The organism is Streptomyces sp. Sge12, from assembly GCF_002080455.1.
Taxonomy (GTDB): domain Bacteria; phylum Actinomycetota; class Actinomycetes; order Streptomycetales; family Streptomycetaceae; genus Streptomyces.
Genome location: NZ_CP020555.1, coordinates 4503995 through 4520492 on the forward strand (window position 1 = coordinate 4503995; position 16498 = coordinate 4520492).

Here is a 16498-nt window from a genome sequence, read left to right on the forward strand (position 1 = left end):
TGGTGAGCCCGGTGCGGCGCTGGGCTAGGCGTACCGTTCGCGGAGTTTGTACTTCAGGACCTTGCGCAGGGTTTCGTTGCGGGGGAGGGATTCCAGGAGTTCCAGTTGTTCCGGGAGTTTGTGGGTGGCCAGGCCTTCCGCGCGGAGGTGGGCCGTCAGTTGGGGGAGGGTCAGGGGGGCAGCGCCCGGGGGTTGTTCCACCACCGCGCAGACGCGTTCGCCGCGGGTGGGGTCCGGTAGGCCGATGACGGCCACGTCCGCGACGGCCGGCAGGCGGTGGAGGAGGTCCTCGATCTCCTTGGCCGAGATGTTCTCGCCCTTGCGGATGATGACGTCCTTGCTGCGGCCGGTGAGGACCAGGTAGCCGTCCTGTGTCAGGTGGCCGAGGTCGCCCGTGATCAGGTAGCCGTCGGTGTCGAAGACCTCCGCCGACGCGTCCCGGTTCAGGTAGCCCTGGCAGACCGCTTCGCCGCGCAGCCGGACCTCGCCGTCCGTGTGCGGGGGGAGCGGGGTGCCGTCGGGGGCGGTGATGCGGATGGACATGCCCTCCGGGGGGCGGCCCTCGGTGGTGGCGAGGTTCTCGGCGGTGTCGTCGGGGGAGCCCATGGTGATCATCGGGACTTCGGTCATGCCGTAGCCGTGGGTGAGCTTGCAGCCCAGTTCCCGTACGACCGCGTGGTAGATCTCCGGCGGTTTGGGGGCGCCGCCGCCCGCGAGGAGGCGGAGGGTGGGGATGAGGGGGGATTCCGGGGCCTTGCGCTGCTCGGTCAGGAACATGGAGTAGAAGGCCGTCGATCCGCCGGCCACGGTGACCCCGTGGCGGCGGTAGCCGTCCAGTGCGTCCGGCATCGCGAACTTCTCGAAGAGCACCGCGGGGAAGCCGTACAGGAGCAGCATCACCAGGTAGTCCGGGCCGCCTATGTGCGCGTAGGGGAAGGCCATCGAGCCGACGTCGGCCGGGCCCAGGTGCAGGGCGTGCGCGAGGCAGGAGCCGCCCGCGATCAGGGAGCGGTCGGTGTGCAGGACGCCCTTGGGGTCGGAGGTGGTGCCGGAGGTCCAGTAGATCCAGCGGACGTCGGTGCCGGAGCCGGGCGGCGGGGGGAGTACGGCCGGATCGCCGTCGGGGAGGTTGGCGTAGGCCTCGAAGACGCCGCGGGCGTCGAGGCGCCGGGCCATGGCCGTGTGGTCGTGGCCGCGCCAGTGTCCTGGGACGGCGAAGTACTCGGCCTTGGACTCGCGCAGGGCGAAGCCGACCTCGCGGTCCCGGTAGAAGGGGATGACGGGGGTCTGGACCGCGCCGATGCGGGCGAGGGCGACGGAGAGCAGCACCGTTTCGATGCGGGTGGGGAGCTGCCAGGCGACGACGGTACCGGGGCGCACCCCCATGTGGTGGAGGCCGGCGGCGACGCGTTCGGAGCGGTCGCGCAGTTCGCCGAAGGTGAGGCGGCGGTCGTCGGACGGGTCTTCGGCCGCCTCGATCAGGACGGGGGTGCCGGGGGTCAGTGCGGCCCGGTGGGTGATCAGTTCCCACAGGGTTCGGGAGCGGCTCAGTTCTGTCGCGGTCGCGGTGTCCGTCATCCCAGACCTCCCCATAGCTGACGGATAGTCAGATCAAGCGCAGAGCGTAGAGCGCGCACGCTTGTCGGTCCAGGGGTGGCGGGGCTAGCTTGTTTCTGACGATCCATCAGATCAGTGAATTCGGGAGACTGTCATGGAACTGGGACTGCCTCGGATCATCAGCGTCGACGACCACGTGATCGAGCCCGCCCACCTGTTCGACGTCTGGCTGCCCGCCAAGTACCGCGACCGCGGCCCCAAGGCGCTCACCGCCGGCATCGGCGAACTCGCCTACACCGGTGGCAAGTACGTCATCACCATGGACCCCGACGGCCCGCCGACCGACTGGTGGATCTACGAGGACCTGAAGTTCCCGTACAAGCGCAACATCGCCGCCGTCGGCTTCGACCGCGACGACATGACCCTGGAGGGCATCACCCGCGAGGAGATGCGCCGCGGCTGCTGGGATCCCAAGGCCCGCCTCGCCGACATGGACCTCAACCACGTCGAGGCCTCGCTGTGCTTCCCGACCTTCCCGCGCTTCTGCGGGCAGACCTTCGCCGAGGCGCACGACAAGGAGGTCGCCCTCGCCTGCGTGCGCGCCTACAACGACTGGATGGTCGAGGAGTGGTGCGGCGACAGCGGCGGCCGGCTGATCCCGCTGTGCATCATCCCGCTCTGGGACATCGACCTCGCCGTCGCCGAGATCCGGCGCAACGCGGCCCGCGGCGTGAAGGCCGTGACCTTCTCCGAGATCCCCACCTACCTCGGGCTGCCCTCGATCCACTCCGGCTACTGGGACCCCTTCTTCGCGGTCTGCCAGGAGACCGGCACGGTGGTCAACATGCACATCGGCTCCAGCTCCCAGATGCCCGCCGCGTCCCCCGACGCCCCGCCCGCCGTCCAGGCCTCGCTCAGCTTCAACAACGCGATGGCCTCGATGATGGACTTCCTCTTCAGCGGCGTCCTGGTGAAGTTCCCGACCCTGAAGCTCGCCTACAGCGAGGGCCAGATGGGCTGGATCCCCTACGCCCTGGAGCGCGCCGACGACGTCTGGGAGGAGCACCGGGCCTGGGGCGGGGTCCGCGACCTGATCCCCGAGCCGCCGTCCACGTACTACTACCGGCAGATGTTCTGCTGCTTCTTCCGCGACAAGCACGGGATCGCCTCGCTCGACGTCGTCGGACGCGACAACGCCACCTTCGAGACCGACTACCCCCACGTGGACTCGACCTTCCCGCACACCAAGGAGGTAGCCCTCGACCACGTGAAGGGGCTGGACGACGAGACGGTCTACAAGCTGATGCGCGGCAATGCCATCCGCATGCTCGGCCTCGATCTGGACCGCTGATGGACCTGACCTACACCGAGGAGGAGCAGGACTTCCGGGCCCGGCTGCGCGGCTGGCTCGCCAAGGTGCTCCCCGAGCTGCCCGCCAAGCCGTCCCCCGACGACTGGCCGGGCCGGCGCGCCTACGACCTCGGCTGGCAGCGCAGGCTCCACGAGGCCGGGTACGCGGGCCTGCACTGGCCGGTGGACGCGGGCGGCCGCGGGGCCACCCCGACCCAGCACCTGATCTTCCTGGAGGAGACCGAGCGCGCCGGGGCCCCGTACGTCGGCGCGAACTTCGTCGGGCTGCTGCACGCCGGTCCGACGATCGCCGCCGAGGGCACGGCCGAGCAGCGGGCGCGCTGGCTGCCGCCCGTCCTGCGGGGCGACGAGGTGTGGTGCCAGGGCTTCAGCGAGCCGGGCGCCGGTTCCGACCTGGCCTCCCTGCGCACCCGGGCCGTGCGGGACGGCGACGACTACGTGATCACCGGGTCGAAGATCTGGACCTCGCACGCGGAGGTCGCCGACTGGTGCGAGCTGCTGGTGCGGACGCGGCCCGTCGGCGCCGAGGTCCCCAAGCACCGGGGGATCTCCTGGCTGGCCATGCCGATGGACGCGCCGGGGGTGACCGTACGGCCGCTGCGCACGCTCGCCGGATCGGCGGAGTTCGCGGAGATGTTCCTCGACGAGGTGCGGGTGCCGGTCGCCAACAGGGTCGGCGCGGAGAACGACGGCTGGCGCGTCACCATGGTCACGCTGTCCTTCGAGCGCGGCACCGCCTTCGTCGGCGAGGTCGTCGCCTGCCGCCGGACCCTGGGGGAACTGGCCCGGGCGGCGAAGGCCAACGGCCGGTGGGACGACCCGGTGCTGCGGCGCAGGCTGGGCCGGCTGTACGGGGAGTTCGGCGCGCTGTGGCGGCTCACCCAGTGGAACGTCAGCGAGGCCGGCCGGTCGGCGGGCGGCGTCCCCGGCATCGGGGGTTCCGTCTTCAAGCTCGCCTACTCGCACGCGCGCCAGGAGCTGTACGACACGGCGGCCGAGGTGCTCGGGGCCGCGTCGCTGTCCCTGGACGAGGAATGGGTGCTGGACCGGCTCTCGTCCCTCTCGTACACGATCGCCGCGGGCACCTCGCAGATCCAGCAGAACATCGTCGCCGAGCGGATCCTCGGCCTCCCGAAGGGCCGGTGAGGGGCATGGACTTCCAGCCGACCGAGGACCAGCAGCACCTGCGGGCGGGCGTACGGGACCTGCTGGCGGGGCGGTACGGGCGCGAGGCGCTACGGGCGTCGGTCGACGCCGCGGCGGGCGGGGGCGCCGGCGCGGCGGCCGGTGTGGACCGCGCGCTGTGGCGGGAGCTGGGCGGGGCGGGCTTCTTCGCGCTGCGCCTGCCGGAGTCCGAGGGCGGTGTGGGCCTCGGGCTGCCCGAGGCGGTCCTGGTCTTCGAGGAGGCCGGGCGGGCGCTGGTGCCGGGGCCCCTGGTGGCCACGCACCTGGCCGCGGGGGTGGTCCCGGGAGCCGCGGACGGAACGGCGGTGGTGACCGCCTTCGACCTGGACGGGCCGCTGGTGGCCCACCTCGGGGACGCGGACGCGGTGCTGGGGGCGGCCGCGGTGCCCGCCGGCGAGCCGGTGCGTTCGGTGGACCCGCTGACACCGCTGCACCGGGTCGCGGCGGCCGGCGACGTCTCGGCGTACCGCGCGACGGGCGCGCTGCTGACGGCCGCACTGCAGCTCGGGAGCGCGCTGCGGACGGTGGAGCTGGCGGTGCGGTACGCCGGCGAGCGCGAGCAGTTCGGGCAGCCGATCGGGGCGTTCCAGGCGGTCAAGCACCTGTGCGCGCGGATGCTGGTCCGGGCGGAGGTGGCCCGTACGGCGGTGTACGCGGCGGCGGTGACGGGGGGCCCGGGCGAGGTGGCGGCGGCCAAGCTGCTGGCGGACGAGGCGGCCGTACAGGGCGCCCGGGACTGCCTCCAGGTGCACGGCGGGATGGGCTTCACCTGGGAGGCGGACGTGCACCTGCACCTGAAGCGGGCCTGGGTGCGGGCCGAGCAGTGGCGGACGGCGGCGCAGGCACAGGAGCTCCTCGCCGAAGAACTCCTCGCCGAAGCGCTGCTCGCCGAGGAGCTGCCGGCTACGGCCTAGAGGGGCGTCGCGCACGGTGAGGTGCGGGCACGGGCGGGACGGCGCGGGACGCATGTCTGATTACAGAGAGTTGATATCGGTTTGTGTCCTTCGCCCGACTCATTGCGGCCCGGATGCGGGCGCCTGCTCCGGTACGCTCCCACGAATGCGAGCGGTTGAGCGGCGCGAGCGTCGCACAGTATGCACCACGCCCCCTCCTTCGCGCGGGAATATGCCCGAAGCGCTTGTCGTGGTGACTGTACGTCAACCATGCTGCTACGGAAGGGGATCACACTGGGTGATCCCGTCCTGTCGCGAGGCGAAGTGTCCGCCGGTTCGGATGGTGTGAGCGGTGCAGGTGCTTCAGGTTCAGCTGGAGGTCGGAGCGGATCCCGCCGAGGTCGGCCGGGCCCGCCGATGGGCCCGCTCCCGGTTGGCGGGGTCGGGCATAGGGGACGACGAGCCGCTCGCCGAGACGCTGATCCTGCTGATCTCCGAGCTGGTCACGAACGCGGTCGTGCACACGGGCTGTCCGGCCGTGCTGCGGATGCTGTTCGGGGGGCCGGGGGTGCGGGTCGAGGTGGCCGACGCGAGCGACCGGGCGCCGAACCGCCGGCAGGCGTGCGGCGAGGACACCGGAGGGCGCGGCCTGGAGCTGGTCGACGGCCTGGCGGACCGCTGGGGCTGGCAGCGCGAGGGCGCGGGCAAGCGGATCTGGTGCGAGATCGACCGCGCGGAGAAATCCACCTCGGACTGTGCCTCGGAGCGCCCCTCGGACGGTCCGTCGGAAATTCACACCCCGCCGCGGGAACCGCGCGTGTACCTCTAACGAGGTGTTGACGGTTCGTCACATCTTGATCACCCTGGTGTGGAGCGATTCGACGCGAGGGGACGCCAAGGACAGGCCTTGACGAGTGCGGGTCGTGGGGTGGCGGCTGCCGTGCCGCGCTCGGGGCGTGCATGCGCGTCGCCGCCACCCGCAGAACCTGCCGGGCCTCCTCCTGGGGGAGGAGGCCGGACCGGGCCGCGGGTCCCGGGAGCCGGGGGAGAGCGGGACCCGCGCCCTCGTGCGCGTGGCCGATGTGCCGTGCCGGGGCCGGTTCCTAGCCTCGGGGCATGCGATCACACGAAGCGGCCGACGCGTCGCCCACCGCCGCCCGAACCCTCGGCACCGCCGAGCGAACCCTCGGCCCCGCCGCCCGCCGCGCGTCCTGCGTGGGCCTCGTCCTCGCCGCCTGCCTCGCCACCACCCCCGCCCTGGCCGGCGCCGCCGGGGCCGCGTCCGCCGGGGCCGCGTCCGCCGGGGCCGCCGGGGCCGGGCTCGACCGGTACTACCAGCAGCGGCCGAGCTGGGGCAGCTGCGTCACGGGCCCCGACGACGCCACGGGCCGCGAACTGGACCGGGCCGGTGTGCAGTGCGCGGACGTGACCGTGCCGCTGGACTACGCCGCCCCCCGCGGCCGCACGATCACCGTGGCGATATCCCGGCTCAAGGCCACCGACACCCGCCACCGCATCGGCGCGATCCTGCTGAACACCGGCGGCCCCGGCGGCCCCGGCCGGGCCTACCCGCCGACGGCCCGCGCGGCGATGAAGGAGGTCGGGGCCCGCTTCGACGTCGTCGGCTTCGACCCGCGCTTCGTCGGGCGCAGCACCCCGCTGGACTGCGGCTGGCCCCTCGGGATGACCTGGCTGTCGGCCGGCGCCGACCGGGCGGGCTTCGACCGGCAGGTCGCCCTGCAGAAGGGCCTGGCCGACAAGTGCCGGGCCACCGCTGCCTCCGTGCTCCCGCACATCAGCACCCGCAACACCGCCCGCGACATGGACGTCATCCGCGGCGCGCTCGGCGAGCGGAAGATCTCCTACCTGGGCTACTCCTACGGCACCTACCTGGGCACCGTCTACACCCAGATGTTCCCCGGCCGCCACGACCGGGTGGTGCTCGACGGGGCGATCAACCCGGGCGACTACCGCCCCCGGCTGCTGGAGGGCGCGGAGCGCGAGAACGAGAAGGCGCTGTCCGACTGGGCGGGCTGGGCGGCGGAGCGCCACGCCACCTACGGCCTCGGCCGCACCCGAGCCGAGGTGCTCGCCTCCGTCGACCGCGTCGTCGCGGCAGCCGCGCGCGGCCCGCTGACGATCGGTTCGGGCGCCGATGCCTTCCGGATCGACGACAGCCAGGTGCCGCTCCTGCTGTTCTCGGGGATCGCGGACGACACCGAGCCCGCGCGGGCGTCGTTCGGCGAGCTGCTGTCCGTACTGGTCGCGGCCGCCGAAGGGGCGCCCACCACACTGCCCGCCGGGTTCGCCGCGGAGCTGCGGTACGCGCTGCGCGGGGAGGGCGAGCCCACGGGCGTGCAGTCCGCGATCATCTGCGGGGACGTGGCCGCCGGGCGCGATCCCGAGCAGTACTGGCGGGACATCGAGCGCAGCCGCGCCGCGCACCCCCTGTTCGGCCCGCTGACCCACAACATCAACCCGTGCGCCTTCTGGGACCGGCCGCGCGAGGAACCCACCCGGGTGAAGCGCGATGCCTCCGCGCTGATCGTGGCCGCGACCGGCGATCCGCGCACCACGTACAAGAGCAGCGTCGAGCTGCGCCGGCTGCTGCCGAGCTCCAGGCTGATCACCCTGGAGGGAGCGAACCGGCATGCCCTCTACGGGACTTACGGCAACGCCTGCGTGGACGACCAGGTCAACAGGTACCTGGCCACGGGCCGACTGCCGGCGAAGGACCGGACCTGTGTGCAGGAGAGCGACTGAGGCCGGCGCGGGTCACAGCACCGCGAGGAGGTCGTCGAGCGGGGCCGGTACCTCTTCGGGGGCGAGGGCCTCGGCGAGGAGGCGGCCGTAGCGGATCTTGCGGCCCTTCGTCGTGCCCAGGAAGCGCCGCAGCTGCCGCTGCCGGGGCCGGTCGCGCTGGGCGGGCTGGCGTACGAAGGTCTGCCAGGAGCGGAGCTCGCCCTCGGTGCGCAGGATGTCCTCGATCCGTGTGGTGCCCAGGGCGCGGATCAGTTCGTCCTCCAGGTCCGCCACGCACACGAAGAAGCCCTCGCGGGGCGCCCCGGCCCGGTCCAGGGCGCGGTCGTAGAAGGGCTGTTCGTTCTCGTCGCACAGTCCCGTCAGGCGCAGGCCGAGGCCGGGCGGCCCGAGGAGGCCGGTGTAGCGGGCGACGCTCATGGCGCCGCCCATCGATACGACGCACACTCCCTCGGCGGCGAGGTCGCGGCCGCGGCGTGCGGCGAGCGCCTCGACGGCCGCGAGGTCGCTGGGCCCTTCCAGCAGCGCCGCCGTGCGCACGTTCAGCCGGGCGGCCAGATCGCGGGCGGGCCCTTCGGGACCGCCGGCCGCCCAGTCGTCGACCGCTTCCCGGAACGCCCGCATGTCTGCCATGGGCTGAGTCTGCGCCTTCGTGGATGCCGTGGCACGCGCTTTTCGGCGGCCACGGCCGCCCGCCGTCCCGGCCATCGCGCCGGGACGGCGGGCGGACGGCTGCTAGGCCGTCTCTTCCGGATCTTGTCGGGCCCGTCCCGCCCGGCACGGCAGCTCGCCGCATTGTCGGGGCGCCCGAGTACGTCCAGTACACGGGCGCCCCTCCGCCTTGCGCCGTACCGCACCGGACGACCCGGGCTGATCCGACAAGATCCGAAAGAGACGTCCTAGCCGTCGGTGCAGATCACGTCGTACGGGCGGCCGATGGCCATGGTCAGCTCGATGGGGTCCGTGGTGCCGGAGGGGCACTCGGCCTTCGTCTTGACGAGGCCGAGGACCTTCTGGGCGCCGGAGCCGCCACAGGCGATCTCCTTGGCCTGGTTGGTGACGCAGTCGCCCTTCACCAGCTGGCCGCCGCCGGCGCCCGCGTCGCCGGGGTGGTCGCTCGACAGGTTGCGGCCGCAGACGGTGTTGGTGGGGATGCCGCTCGACTTGCCACCGCCGTAGGAGATGCTCACGTCGATCATCAGGTCGGTGCCGGGCGGGCACTGGATGGCGCCCGGGAGGATGCTGGCCTCCTTGATGTCGATGGCCTTGAAGGTGGCCCCGGAGTCGGAGCAGCCCGTCCGCTTGTAGCCGTCGGGGGCCTTGGAGGGGTCGGGGCCGCCGCAGTCGCCGACCTTCCACGCGCTGGAGGTGTCGGAGGAGGACTCGGGGGATCCGGGGTCCTTGGCCGTGGGCTTGGCGGAGGGGGACGCCGAGGTGGACGCCGTCGGCTTGCCGTCGTCCTTCTTGTTGACCGACTGCAGCGCGAAGTAGCCGCCGACGACGATCAGGACGAGGACGATGACGGCGACGACATTGCCGCCCGAGCGGCGCCTGGGGGCAGGTGGCGGCGTTACCTGGTACGGGTTGGCCATGCGGGCTTCTCCTGCGGGGAAGGTGGTGGGGACGGGGTGTGACGCGCGTACGGTGACGCGTCATGTCCACCTCATGGTTCCACTGCGCAGGACTCGCGCGCGGCGGGGGTCCTCGGGCCCGGCGCCGCCCGCCCCGCCGGGTTCAGAGGACGGCCACCGGGGCGACCGGGGTGCCGGTGCCGCCGACGAACGGTTCCGGCATCGCCGAGAGGAGGAAGGCGTAACGATTCTCTTCTGCACAGGCTGTGGACAACTTTTCGAGGTTCCAGTTCTGGCCCTGGTGCATCCCCATCTCGACCAGGTCCAGGGCGTGCACGGGCAGCCACAGGTTCTCGATCTCCGGCGGGAAGATCTCGAAGGTCAGGGTGTCGTTCGCGACGGCCGCCACGTCCCGCGCGTGGAACCACTCGGGCGTACGGACCGACAGCCCGGGCGAGGGGAAGCCGTAGCCGTGCTTGTCGCCCGCCAGGTAGACCTGGATCTGGCCGGTGCGCACCAGCACGATGTCCCCGGCGCGGACGGTGACCCCGCCGAACTCCTCGGCCTCCGCCAGGTCCCCGGGGGTGACCGCGTGGTCGCCCGGCAGCCGGTCCAGCCCCTTCGCGCGTGCGACGTCGAGGAGCACCCCGCGCGAGACGATGTGGCCGGCCTTGTCGATGCCGCTGAACTCGGCGCGGCCGTGCGCCGTGATGGTGCCGGCCGGGCGGCCGTTGTAGATCTTCCCCGAGTGTGAGACGTGGGTGAGGGCGTCCCAGTGGGTGCCGGCCTGGAGTCCCATGCTCACGGCGTCGTCGCTGCACGCCACCGTGCCGGGGCCGAAGAGCTCCTGGTTGATCTGCACCATCGTGTGCAGCGGGTTGATCCGGCCGGGGATCATGCCGACCTGGACCCCGTCCTCCTTGAGCGGGAGGGCGAGCGGGATCCGGCGGCCGGTACGGATCTCCGCCGCGGCGCCGCGGACCACCTCGTCGGTGATCAGGTTCAGGGTGCCGATCTCGTCGTCGGCGCCCCATCGTCCCCAGTTGTTGACGCGCTTGGCGATGTCGTGGAACTCGGCGGGCAGGGTCATGGGCGTCGACAGCTCCTTGCGTGGATACGGCAACGACGGCAACGAGGGCTTGTGCAGGTGCATCTGACTACCCATAGAATCTAACGGTCCGTCAGAAATCGCGGGAAGGGGCCGGACGTGGGGAACTTCTTGGCAGGCAAGGTCGTCGCCGTCACCGGCGCCGGCCGGGGCATCGGGCGGGCCGTGGCACTCGCCGCGGCCGCCGAGGGCGCCAGGGTCGTCGTCAACGACTACGGCGTCGGGATCGAGGGCGCGGAGCCCACCAGCGAGATCGCCGAGGCCGTGGTGAAGGAGATCGTCGCCGCCGGCGGGGAGGCCGTCGCCGTCGCCGACGACATCTCCACCATGGCGGGCGGCCAGCGCCTCGTCGACACCGCGCTCACGCAGTACGGCCGCCTCGACGGGGTCGTGTGCGTGGCCGGCATCCTGCGCGAACGGATGCTGTTCAACATGTCCGAGGAGGAGTGGGACCCGGTCATCGCCACCCACCTCAAGGGCACCTTCACCGTCTTCCGCGCCGCCTCCGCCGTCATGCGCAGGCAGGGCTCGGGCACCCTGATCGGCTTCACCAGCGGCAACCACCAGGGCTCCGTCGCCCAGGCCAACTACAGCGCGGCCAAGGGCGGAATCATCTCGCTCGTCCGCTCCGCCGCACTGGGCCTGGCCAAGTACGGGGTCACGGCCAACGCCGTGGCGCCCGTCGCCCGCACCCGCATGTCCGCGAACGTCCCCATGGAGCTCAAGGAGATCGGCGAGCCCGAGGACGTGGCGGCCCTCGTCACCTACCTGCTCAGCGACCGGGCCAGGGCCGAGGACATCACCGGGCAGGTCTACACGATCGCCGGCCCGAAGATCGCCGTCTGGGCGCAGCCGCGCGAACTGCGCGCCGGATACGCCGAAGGGTCCTGGACGCCGGAGAAGATCGCCGACTTCCTCCCCGGCACGGTGGGCACCGACCCGATGCCGATGCTCGCGCAGCTGGAGGCCATGGCGAAGGCGGCGGCCGCCAAGGACCGCCCCAACGCGTAGCCCCGGCCCGGCCCGGACCGGGGCCCGGACCGGACCGGGGATCGGATCGGACTGGGTCGGACGGGACCGGATCGGACTGGACCAAGGGGGAGCGGCGTGGACTTCAGCTTCGGGGCCGAGGACGAGGAGCTGCGCGGGCATGCCCGGGCGTGGCTGACGGAGCACCTCGTGGGCCCGTACGCGCAGGCCGTCGGCCTCGGCGGACCGGGCAGCGAGCACGAGGGGGCCCGGGTCCGCCGGGCATGGGAGCGCGAGCTGGGCCGGGGCGGCTGGATCGGGCAGGGCTGGGAGGCCGACGGGTGGGGCAACCGCCGGCTCTCCCTGACCGGCCAGGTCGTGTGGGCCGAGGAGTACGCGGCCCTGCGCGCGCCCGGCCGGGTCGGCCACATCGGCGAGAACCTCCTTGCCCCGACGCTCATCGCCCACGGGACGCCCGAGCAGCGCAATCGCTTCCTGCCGGGCATCGCGCGGGGGGAGGAGCTGTGGTGCCAGGGCTACAGCGAGCCGGGCGCCGGCTCCGACCTCGCGGGCATCCGTACGGCCGGCGTACGGGACCCGGCCGACGGGCTGTTCCGGGTGACCGGCCAGAAGATCTGGACCTCGCTCGCCCACGACGCCGACTGGTGCTTCGTCCTGGCCCGCACCGAGCCCGGCTCGCGCCGCCACCGGGGGCTGTCGTTCCTGCTCGTACGGATGGACCAGCCCGGCCGCGTCGAGGTGCGGCCCATCCGGCAGATGTCGGGGACGAGCGAGTTCAACGAGGTGTTCTTCGACGGGGCGGTCGCGGCGGAGGTCGTCGGCGCCGAGGGCGACGGCTGGACCGTGGCCATGGGCCTGCTCGCCCTGGAACGCGGGGTCTCGACCCTGGTCCAGCAGATCGGCTTCGCGGCGGAACTGGAGCGCGTGCTGGCCGCGTACGCCGCGCGGGACGCCGCGGGCGCCGGGGACCCCGTACTGCGCGAGCGGCTGGTCCGCCAGTGGGCCGAGCTGCGCACGATGCGGTGGAACGCGCTGCGCACCCTCGCCTCCGCGGGGGATCCGGGCGCGCCCAGCGTGGCCAAGCTGCTGTGGGGCGGCTGGCACCGGCGGCTCGGGGAGCTGGCGGTGGCGGTCCGCGGCGCGGCGGCCACCGCCGGGCCGGCCGCCTGGGAGACCGGACTCCCGTACGAACTCGGGCTCGACGAGGAGCAGCGCCTGTTCCTGTTCACCCGTGCCGACACCATCTACGGCGGCTCGGACGAGATCCAGCGGAACATCATCGCCGAGCGCGTGCTCGGCCTGCCTAAGGAGTCCAGGTGAGAGGCGTCGTGTTCGACGGCAAGCAGGCCCAGGTGGTCGACGACCTGGAGATCCGCGGTCCCGGGCCGGGGGAGGTGCTCGTCGCGATCGGGGCGGCCGGGCTGTGCCACAGCGACCTGTCGGTGATCGACGGGACGATCCCGTTCCCGCCGCCGGTGGTGCTGGGGCACGAGGGCGCGGGCGTCGTGGAGGCGGTGGGCCCGGGCGTCACGCACGTCGCGCCGGGCGATCATGTGGCCCTGTCCACCCTCGCCAACTGCGGGGCGTGCGCGGACTGCGACCGGGGCCGGCCGACGATGTGCCGCAAGGCGATCGGGATGCCGGGGCAGCCGTTCTCGCGGGGCGGCAAGCCCTTGTTCCAGTTCGCCTCCAACTCCGCCTTCGCCGAGCGCACGATCGTCAAGGCCGTGCAGGCGGTGCGGATCCCCGCCGACATCCCGCTGGCCTCGGCGGCGCTCATCGGCTGCGGGGTCCTCACCGGGGTGGGGGCGGTGCTGAACCGGGCCCGCGTGGACCGGGGCGAGAGCGTGGTCGTCATCGGCACCGGCGGAATCGGCCTCAATGTCCTGCAAGGGGCCCGGATCGCGGGTGCCACGACGATCGTGGCCGTGGACGCGAACCCGGCGAAGGAGGCCGTGGCCCGCCAGTTCGGCGCCACGCACTTCATCGACGCGTCCGCCGTGGCCGACTCCTCGGCGGCGGTCCGCGAGATCCTGCCGACCGGCGCCGACCACGCCTTCGAGTGCGTGGGCAACGTCAAGCTGATCCGCCAGGCGATCGACCTCCTCGACCGGCACGGACAGGCGGTCCTGCTCGGCGTGCCCGGCTTCCGGGAGGAGGCGTCGTTCCTTGTGTCCTCCATGTACCTGGACAAGACGATCATGGGCTGCCGGTACGGGTCCTCGCGCCCGCAGCGCGACATCGCCCTGTACGCCGAGCTCTACCGGCAGGGCAGGCTGCTGCTGGACGAGCTGGTGACGGAGGTCTACCCGGTGGAGGACTTCGCCAAGGCGGTGGACGACGCCCACCACGGGCGGGTGGCGCGCGGGGTGCTCACCTTCTGAACCGCGCGAAAGGGTGGCTCCGGGGCCGGGCCCCGGAGCCACCCTTTCGCGTCCCGGTCTGCCCGGTCTGCCGGGTCTGCCGGGTCTGCCGGGTCAGTCGGCGAGGCGGCCGAAACGGCCCTTGTGGAAGAGGAGCGGCTCGCCCTCGCCGGCCGCGCCCATGGCCACGACCCGGCCCACGACGATGAGGTGGTCCCCGCCGGTGTGGACGGCCTGGATCCGGCAGTCGATCCAGGCGGGCACGGCGTCGAGCTGCGGTGATCCCGTGACGGGGGCGGGGGTGTGGCTCACCCCGGCGAACTTGTCGGCGCCGCTGACGGCGAAGGACCGGCACAGCTCGCCCTGTTGGGCTCCGAGGATGTTGACGCAGAACACCCCGGCGCGGGCGATCCGCGGCCAGGTGGTCGACGTACGGGCCACCATGAAGGTGACCAGGGGCGGGTCGAGGGAGAGCGAGGCGAAGGACTGGCAGGCGAAGCCGGCCGGGCCCTCCTCGTCCTCGCCGGGCGGCGCGGTGATGACGGTGACCCCGCTGGCGAAGTTCCCGAGCACGGCCCGGAACTCGGCGGGGGACACCGGCGCGCGCTCGTCCGCGCCGACGGCCCGCAGATCGGGACGCGGCAGGGCGTCGACGGACTCGGGTTCCCGCTGCGCCGAGGCGGAGGTGGGGGAGCCGACTGACCTGAGGTATCGGACGACGGTGGCCGCCATCCCTGCATGTCCCATCACAGCAACGATTGAAACTGACGAGTCGTCAGATAGGAAGGGGTGGGGTGCGGGGTCCTGCCGATTGAACGCGTGCCCCGGCTGGAGCGTGCGCAGTACGTCGGCGAGTGGCGCGGCGAGGACCACGCCGTGGCGCGCTGCACCGCCGTCGGCACCTGGCGGGAGCGCCCGGCCGACACCCGCTTCCACCGGCGGGCCGGAGCGGACCTGATCGTGAAGGACTCGCCGGCCTGCCCCCCCCCAGTTCCCCCACACGGGTGAAACCCCCCGCCCCCGTGGGTCCGTACGCCCGGGTGCGGGTGGAGGCTCGGCATCGTGGCAGCGACCTCGTACCGCCGCCGCACCCCGGGAGGACCCCATGCTCGGCACCGACTTCACCACCGGATCACCCAACTGGCTCGACCTCGGCAGCCCCGACACCGACGCCGCCGTCGCCTTCTACGGAGCCGTCCTCGGCTGGGAGTTCGCCTCCGCCGGGCCCGAGGCCGGCGGGTACGGCTTCTTCCAGGTGGGCGGCAAGACCGTCGCCGCGCTCGGGCCGCTCACCGAGGAGGGCGCGACGCCCGCCTGGATGCAGCACTTCATGACCTCCGACGTCCAGGCCACCACCGCCGCCGTCCGCGACGGCGGCGGCACCGTCCGGATGGAGCCCATGGACGTCATGGGCGAGGGCTGGCTGGCCCAGTACACCGACCCGCAGGGCGCCGAGTTCGCCGTCTGGCAGCCCGGCAAGACCTCCGGACTCCAGCTGACCTCCGCCGAGAACGCTTTGCTGTGGACCGAGCTCCACGTACCGGACCCCGTCGCCGCCATCGCCTTCTACGCAGGCCTGTTCGGCTGGCGCAGCGCCGAGATGCCCGCGCCCGGAATGACGTACCGGGTACTGAGCACCGCCGACGGGGACCAGCAGGACGCCTCCTTCGGCGGGGTCGCCCCCTTCAGGGGCGAGGGCGAGGGCGAACGGGCGCGCTGGGTGCCGTACTTCATGGCGGCGGACGTCGACGCGACCGTCGCGGTGGCCAGGGCGAACGGCGGCTCGGTGCTCATGCCGGCCACCGACCTCCCGGAGGTCGGGCGGATCGCCTGGCTGGCCGACCCGGCCGGAGCGGTGTTCGCGCTGCTCAAGCCCGACCCGCAGATGTAGTCAGCGGCCGAGGTACTTGGGCGTGCGCCGCTCCACGAAGCCGGCCACGCCCTCCTTCGCGTCGGCCGTGGTCATGTTGATCTCCTGAGCGGTGGCCTCGGCGGCCAGCGCGGCCGCCCGGTCCCCGTCCAGCGAGGCGTTGACCAGCTGCTTGGTCATGGCGAGCGCGCGCGTGGGCCCCTGCGCGAGCCGCTCGGCCCACGCACGGGCGGTCGCCTCCAGCTCCTCGGCCGGCACCACCCGGTTCACCAGGCCCAGGCGCTCGGCCTCGACGGCCGGGACGGCATCGCCGAAGAACATCAGCTCCTTGGCCTTCTGCGGGCCGACGAGCCGCGGCAGCAGGTACGCGCCCCCGCCGTCGGGAACCAGCCCGCGGCGGACGAACACCTCGATGAAACGGGCCGGTTCGGCGGCGATGACGAGATCGCAGGCGAGGGCGAGGTGCGCGCCGATTCCGGCGGCCGTGCCGTTGACGGCGGCGAGGACGGGCTTCTCGCAGTCGAGCACGGCGGTGATCAGGCGCTGCGCGCCGAGGCGGATCATACGGGCGACGTCGCCGGCGACCCGCTCGCCCGCGGGAGCGCTCCCGCCGCGCAGGTCCGCGCCCGCGCAGAAGCCCTTGCCGGTGGCGGTGATGACGACGGCCCGGATGCCCGGGTCGGCAGAGGCCTCGGCGAGCAGCGCGATGACGCGCTCGCGCTGGTCCCGGGTGACGGCGTTCATCGCCTCGGGGCGGTTGAGGGTGATCCAGGCGACGCCGTTCTCGATGCGGTGGAGGACGTCGTCCTCGGGGGTGCCGGTCATGCGTG

At 72.9% G+C, this 16498-nt stretch carries 15 protein-coding genes; 9 read left to right on the forward strand and 6 right to left on the reverse strand.

Going from position 1 to position 16498, the window contains the following annotated elements; all coding sequences use genetic code 11:
- Positions 1-24 precede the first annotated feature (24 nt).
- Positions 25-1578 carry a class I adenylate-forming enzyme family protein gene (locus tag B6R96_RS20215; RefSeq protein WP_081523134.1) on the reverse strand — a complete coding sequence of 518 codons (1554 nt, stop codon included), beginning with the start codon at positions 1576-1578 and terminating at the stop codon, positions 25-27.
- Positions 1579-1711: 133 nt separating this feature from the next.
- Between B6R96_RS20215 and B6R96_RS20220 the strand changes: the two genes are divergently transcribed.
- The 5 genes from B6R96_RS20220 (at position 1712) to B6R96_RS20240 (ending at position 7769) form a co-directional block, all read left to right on the forward strand.
- Positions 1712-2908: an amidohydrolase family protein gene (locus B6R96_RS20220; RefSeq protein ID WP_030390412.1), complete on the forward strand. Its 1197-nt coding sequence runs from the start codon at positions 1712-1714 to the stop codon at positions 2906-2908.
- Positions 2908-4074: an acyl-CoA dehydrogenase gene (locus B6R96_RS20225; protein ID WP_030390413.1), complete on the forward strand. Its 1167-nt coding sequence runs from the start codon at positions 2908-2910 to the stop codon at positions 4072-4074. Before B6R96_RS20220 ends, B6R96_RS20225 begins: the two co-directional genes overlap by 1 nt.
- Before the next feature lie 5 nt (positions 4075-4079).
- Complete coding sequence (locus tag B6R96_RS20230) at positions 4080-5027, forward strand: acyl-CoA dehydrogenase family protein (RefSeq protein ID WP_081523135.1); 948 nt, start codon at positions 4080-4082, stop codon at positions 5025-5027.
- A gap of 331 nt (positions 5028-5358) precedes the next feature.
- Positions 5359-5835 (forward strand): ATP-binding protein, encoded by a 477-nt coding sequence (locus B6R96_RS20235; RefSeq protein ID WP_030390415.1) that lies wholly within the window; start codon positions 5359-5361, stop codon positions 5833-5835.
- Positions 5836-6122: 287 nt separating this feature from the next.
- A complete protein-coding gene (locus B6R96_RS20240) occupies positions 6123-7769 on the forward strand; it encodes an alpha/beta hydrolase (protein ID WP_081523136.1) in 1647 nt (548 codons plus the stop codon).
- A 12-nt stretch (positions 7770-7781) separates the two neighbouring features.
- Here the strand turns inward: B6R96_RS20240 and B6R96_RS20245 are convergent, their stop codons facing one another.
- The 3 genes from B6R96_RS20245 to B6R96_RS20255 all read right to left on the reverse strand — a co-directional run bounded on the left by B6R96_RS20245 (position 7782) and on the right by B6R96_RS20255 (position 10427).
- On the reverse strand, positions 7782-8399 hold the full coding sequence (locus B6R96_RS20245; protein WP_081523137.1) for a TOPRIM nucleotidyl transferase/hydrolase domain-containing protein: 618 nt from the start codon (positions 8397-8399) through the stop codon (positions 7782-7784).
- A 266-nt stretch (positions 8400-8665) separates the two neighbouring features.
- The gene (locus B6R96_RS20250; RefSeq protein WP_081523138.1) at positions 8666-9358 is read right to left on the reverse strand and encodes a hypothetical protein; all 693 of its coding nucleotides are present in this window, start codon (positions 9356-9358) and stop codon (positions 8666-8668) included.
- Between the two features lie 142 nt (positions 9359-9500).
- Positions 9501-10427, reverse strand: coding sequence for a cyclase family protein (locus tag B6R96_RS20255; protein WP_053173597.1), 927 nt, complete (start codon positions 10425-10427; stop codon positions 9501-9503).
- Between the two features lie 117 nt (positions 10428-10544).
- Here B6R96_RS20255 and B6R96_RS20260 point away from each other — a divergent pair, with 117 nt between their 5' ends.
- The 3 genes from B6R96_RS20260 (at position 10545) to B6R96_RS20270 (ending at position 13819) form a co-directional block, all read left to right on the forward strand.
- Complete coding sequence (locus tag B6R96_RS20260) at positions 10545-11456, forward strand: SDR family oxidoreductase (RefSeq protein WP_052876994.1); 912 nt, start codon at positions 10545-10547, stop codon at positions 11454-11456.
- Positions 11457-11552: 96 nt separating this feature from the next.
- Positions 11553-12755 carry an acyl-CoA dehydrogenase family protein gene (locus tag B6R96_RS20265; protein WP_081523139.1) on the forward strand — a complete coding sequence of 401 codons (1203 nt, stop codon included), beginning with the start codon at positions 11553-11555 and terminating at the stop codon, positions 12753-12755.
- Positions 12752-13819 (forward strand): Zn-dependent alcohol dehydrogenase, encoded by a 1068-nt coding sequence (locus B6R96_RS20270; RefSeq protein WP_081523140.1) that lies wholly within the window; start codon positions 12752-12754, stop codon positions 13817-13819. The genes B6R96_RS20265 and B6R96_RS20270 overlap by 4 nt, the downstream gene beginning before the upstream one ends.
- 93 nt (positions 13820-13912) lie before the next feature.
- On the opposite strand, the gene B6R96_RS20275 is transcribed toward B6R96_RS20270, so the two are convergent.
- Positions 13913-14530: a flavin reductase family protein gene (locus tag B6R96_RS20275; protein ID WP_081523141.1), complete on the reverse strand. Its 618-nt coding sequence runs from the start codon at positions 14528-14530 to the stop codon at positions 13913-13915.
- Between the two features lie 373 nt (positions 14531-14903).
- Here B6R96_RS20275 and B6R96_RS20285 point away from each other — a divergent pair, with 373 nt between their 5' ends.
- Positions 14904-15689 carry a VOC family protein gene (locus tag B6R96_RS20285; protein WP_053704876.1) on the forward strand — a complete coding sequence of 262 codons (786 nt, stop codon included), beginning with the start codon at positions 14904-14906 and terminating at the stop codon, positions 15687-15689.
- Here B6R96_RS20285 and B6R96_RS20290 read toward each other — a convergent pair whose 3' ends face one another.
- The gene (locus B6R96_RS20290; RefSeq protein WP_053704875.1) at positions 15690-16493 is read right to left on the reverse strand and encodes an enoyl-CoA hydratase/isomerase family protein; all 804 of its coding nucleotides are present in this window, start codon (positions 16491-16493) and stop codon (positions 15690-15692) included. It abuts the gene before it with no gap.
- Positions 16494-16498 lie beyond the last annotated feature (5 nt).

What these genes read in the sequence shown, in the direction of transcription:
- B6R96_RS20290 (WP_053704875.1), bottom strand. Translation starts at nt 16,493, where the DNA reads ATGACCGGCACCCCCGAGGACGACGTCCTCCACCGCATCGAGAACGGC.
- B6R96_RS20240 (WP_081523136.1), top strand. Translation starts at nt 6,123, where the DNA reads ATGCGATCACACGAAGCGGCCGACGCGTCGCCCACCGCCGCCCGAACC.
- B6R96_RS20225 (WP_030390413.1), top strand. Translation starts at nt 2,908, where the DNA reads ATGGACCTGACCTACACCGAGGAGGAGCAGGACTTCCGGGCCCGGCTG.
- B6R96_RS20245 (WP_081523137.1), bottom strand. Translation starts at nt 8,399, where the DNA reads ATGGCAGACATGCGGGCGTTCCGGGAAGCGGTCGACGACTGGGCGGCC.
- B6R96_RS20215 (WP_081523134.1), bottom strand. Translation starts at nt 1,578, where the DNA reads ATGACGGACACCGCGACCGCGACAGAACTGAGCCGCTCCCGAACCCTG.
- B6R96_RS20275 (WP_081523141.1), bottom strand. Translation starts at nt 14,530, where the DNA reads ATGGCGGCCACCGTCGTCCGATACCTCAGGTCAGTCGGCTCCCCCACC.
- B6R96_RS20230 (WP_081523135.1), top strand. Translation starts at nt 4,080, where the DNA reads ATGGACTTCCAGCCGACCGAGGACCAGCAGCACCTGCGGGCGGGCGTA.
- B6R96_RS20255 (WP_053173597.1), bottom strand. Translation starts at nt 10,427, where the DNA reads ATGACCCTGCCCGCCGAGTTCCACGACATCGCCAAGCGCGTCAACAAC.
- B6R96_RS20285 (WP_053704876.1), top strand. Translation starts at nt 14,904, where the DNA reads ATGCTCGGCACCGACTTCACCACCGGATCACCCAACTGGCTCGACCTC.
- B6R96_RS20250 (WP_081523138.1), bottom strand. Translation starts at nt 9,358, where the DNA reads ATGGCCAACCCGTACCAGGTAACGCCGCCACCTGCCCCCAGGCGCCGC.
- B6R96_RS20220 (WP_030390412.1), top strand. Translation starts at nt 1,712, where the DNA reads ATGGAACTGGGACTGCCTCGGATCATCAGCGTCGACGACCACGTGATC.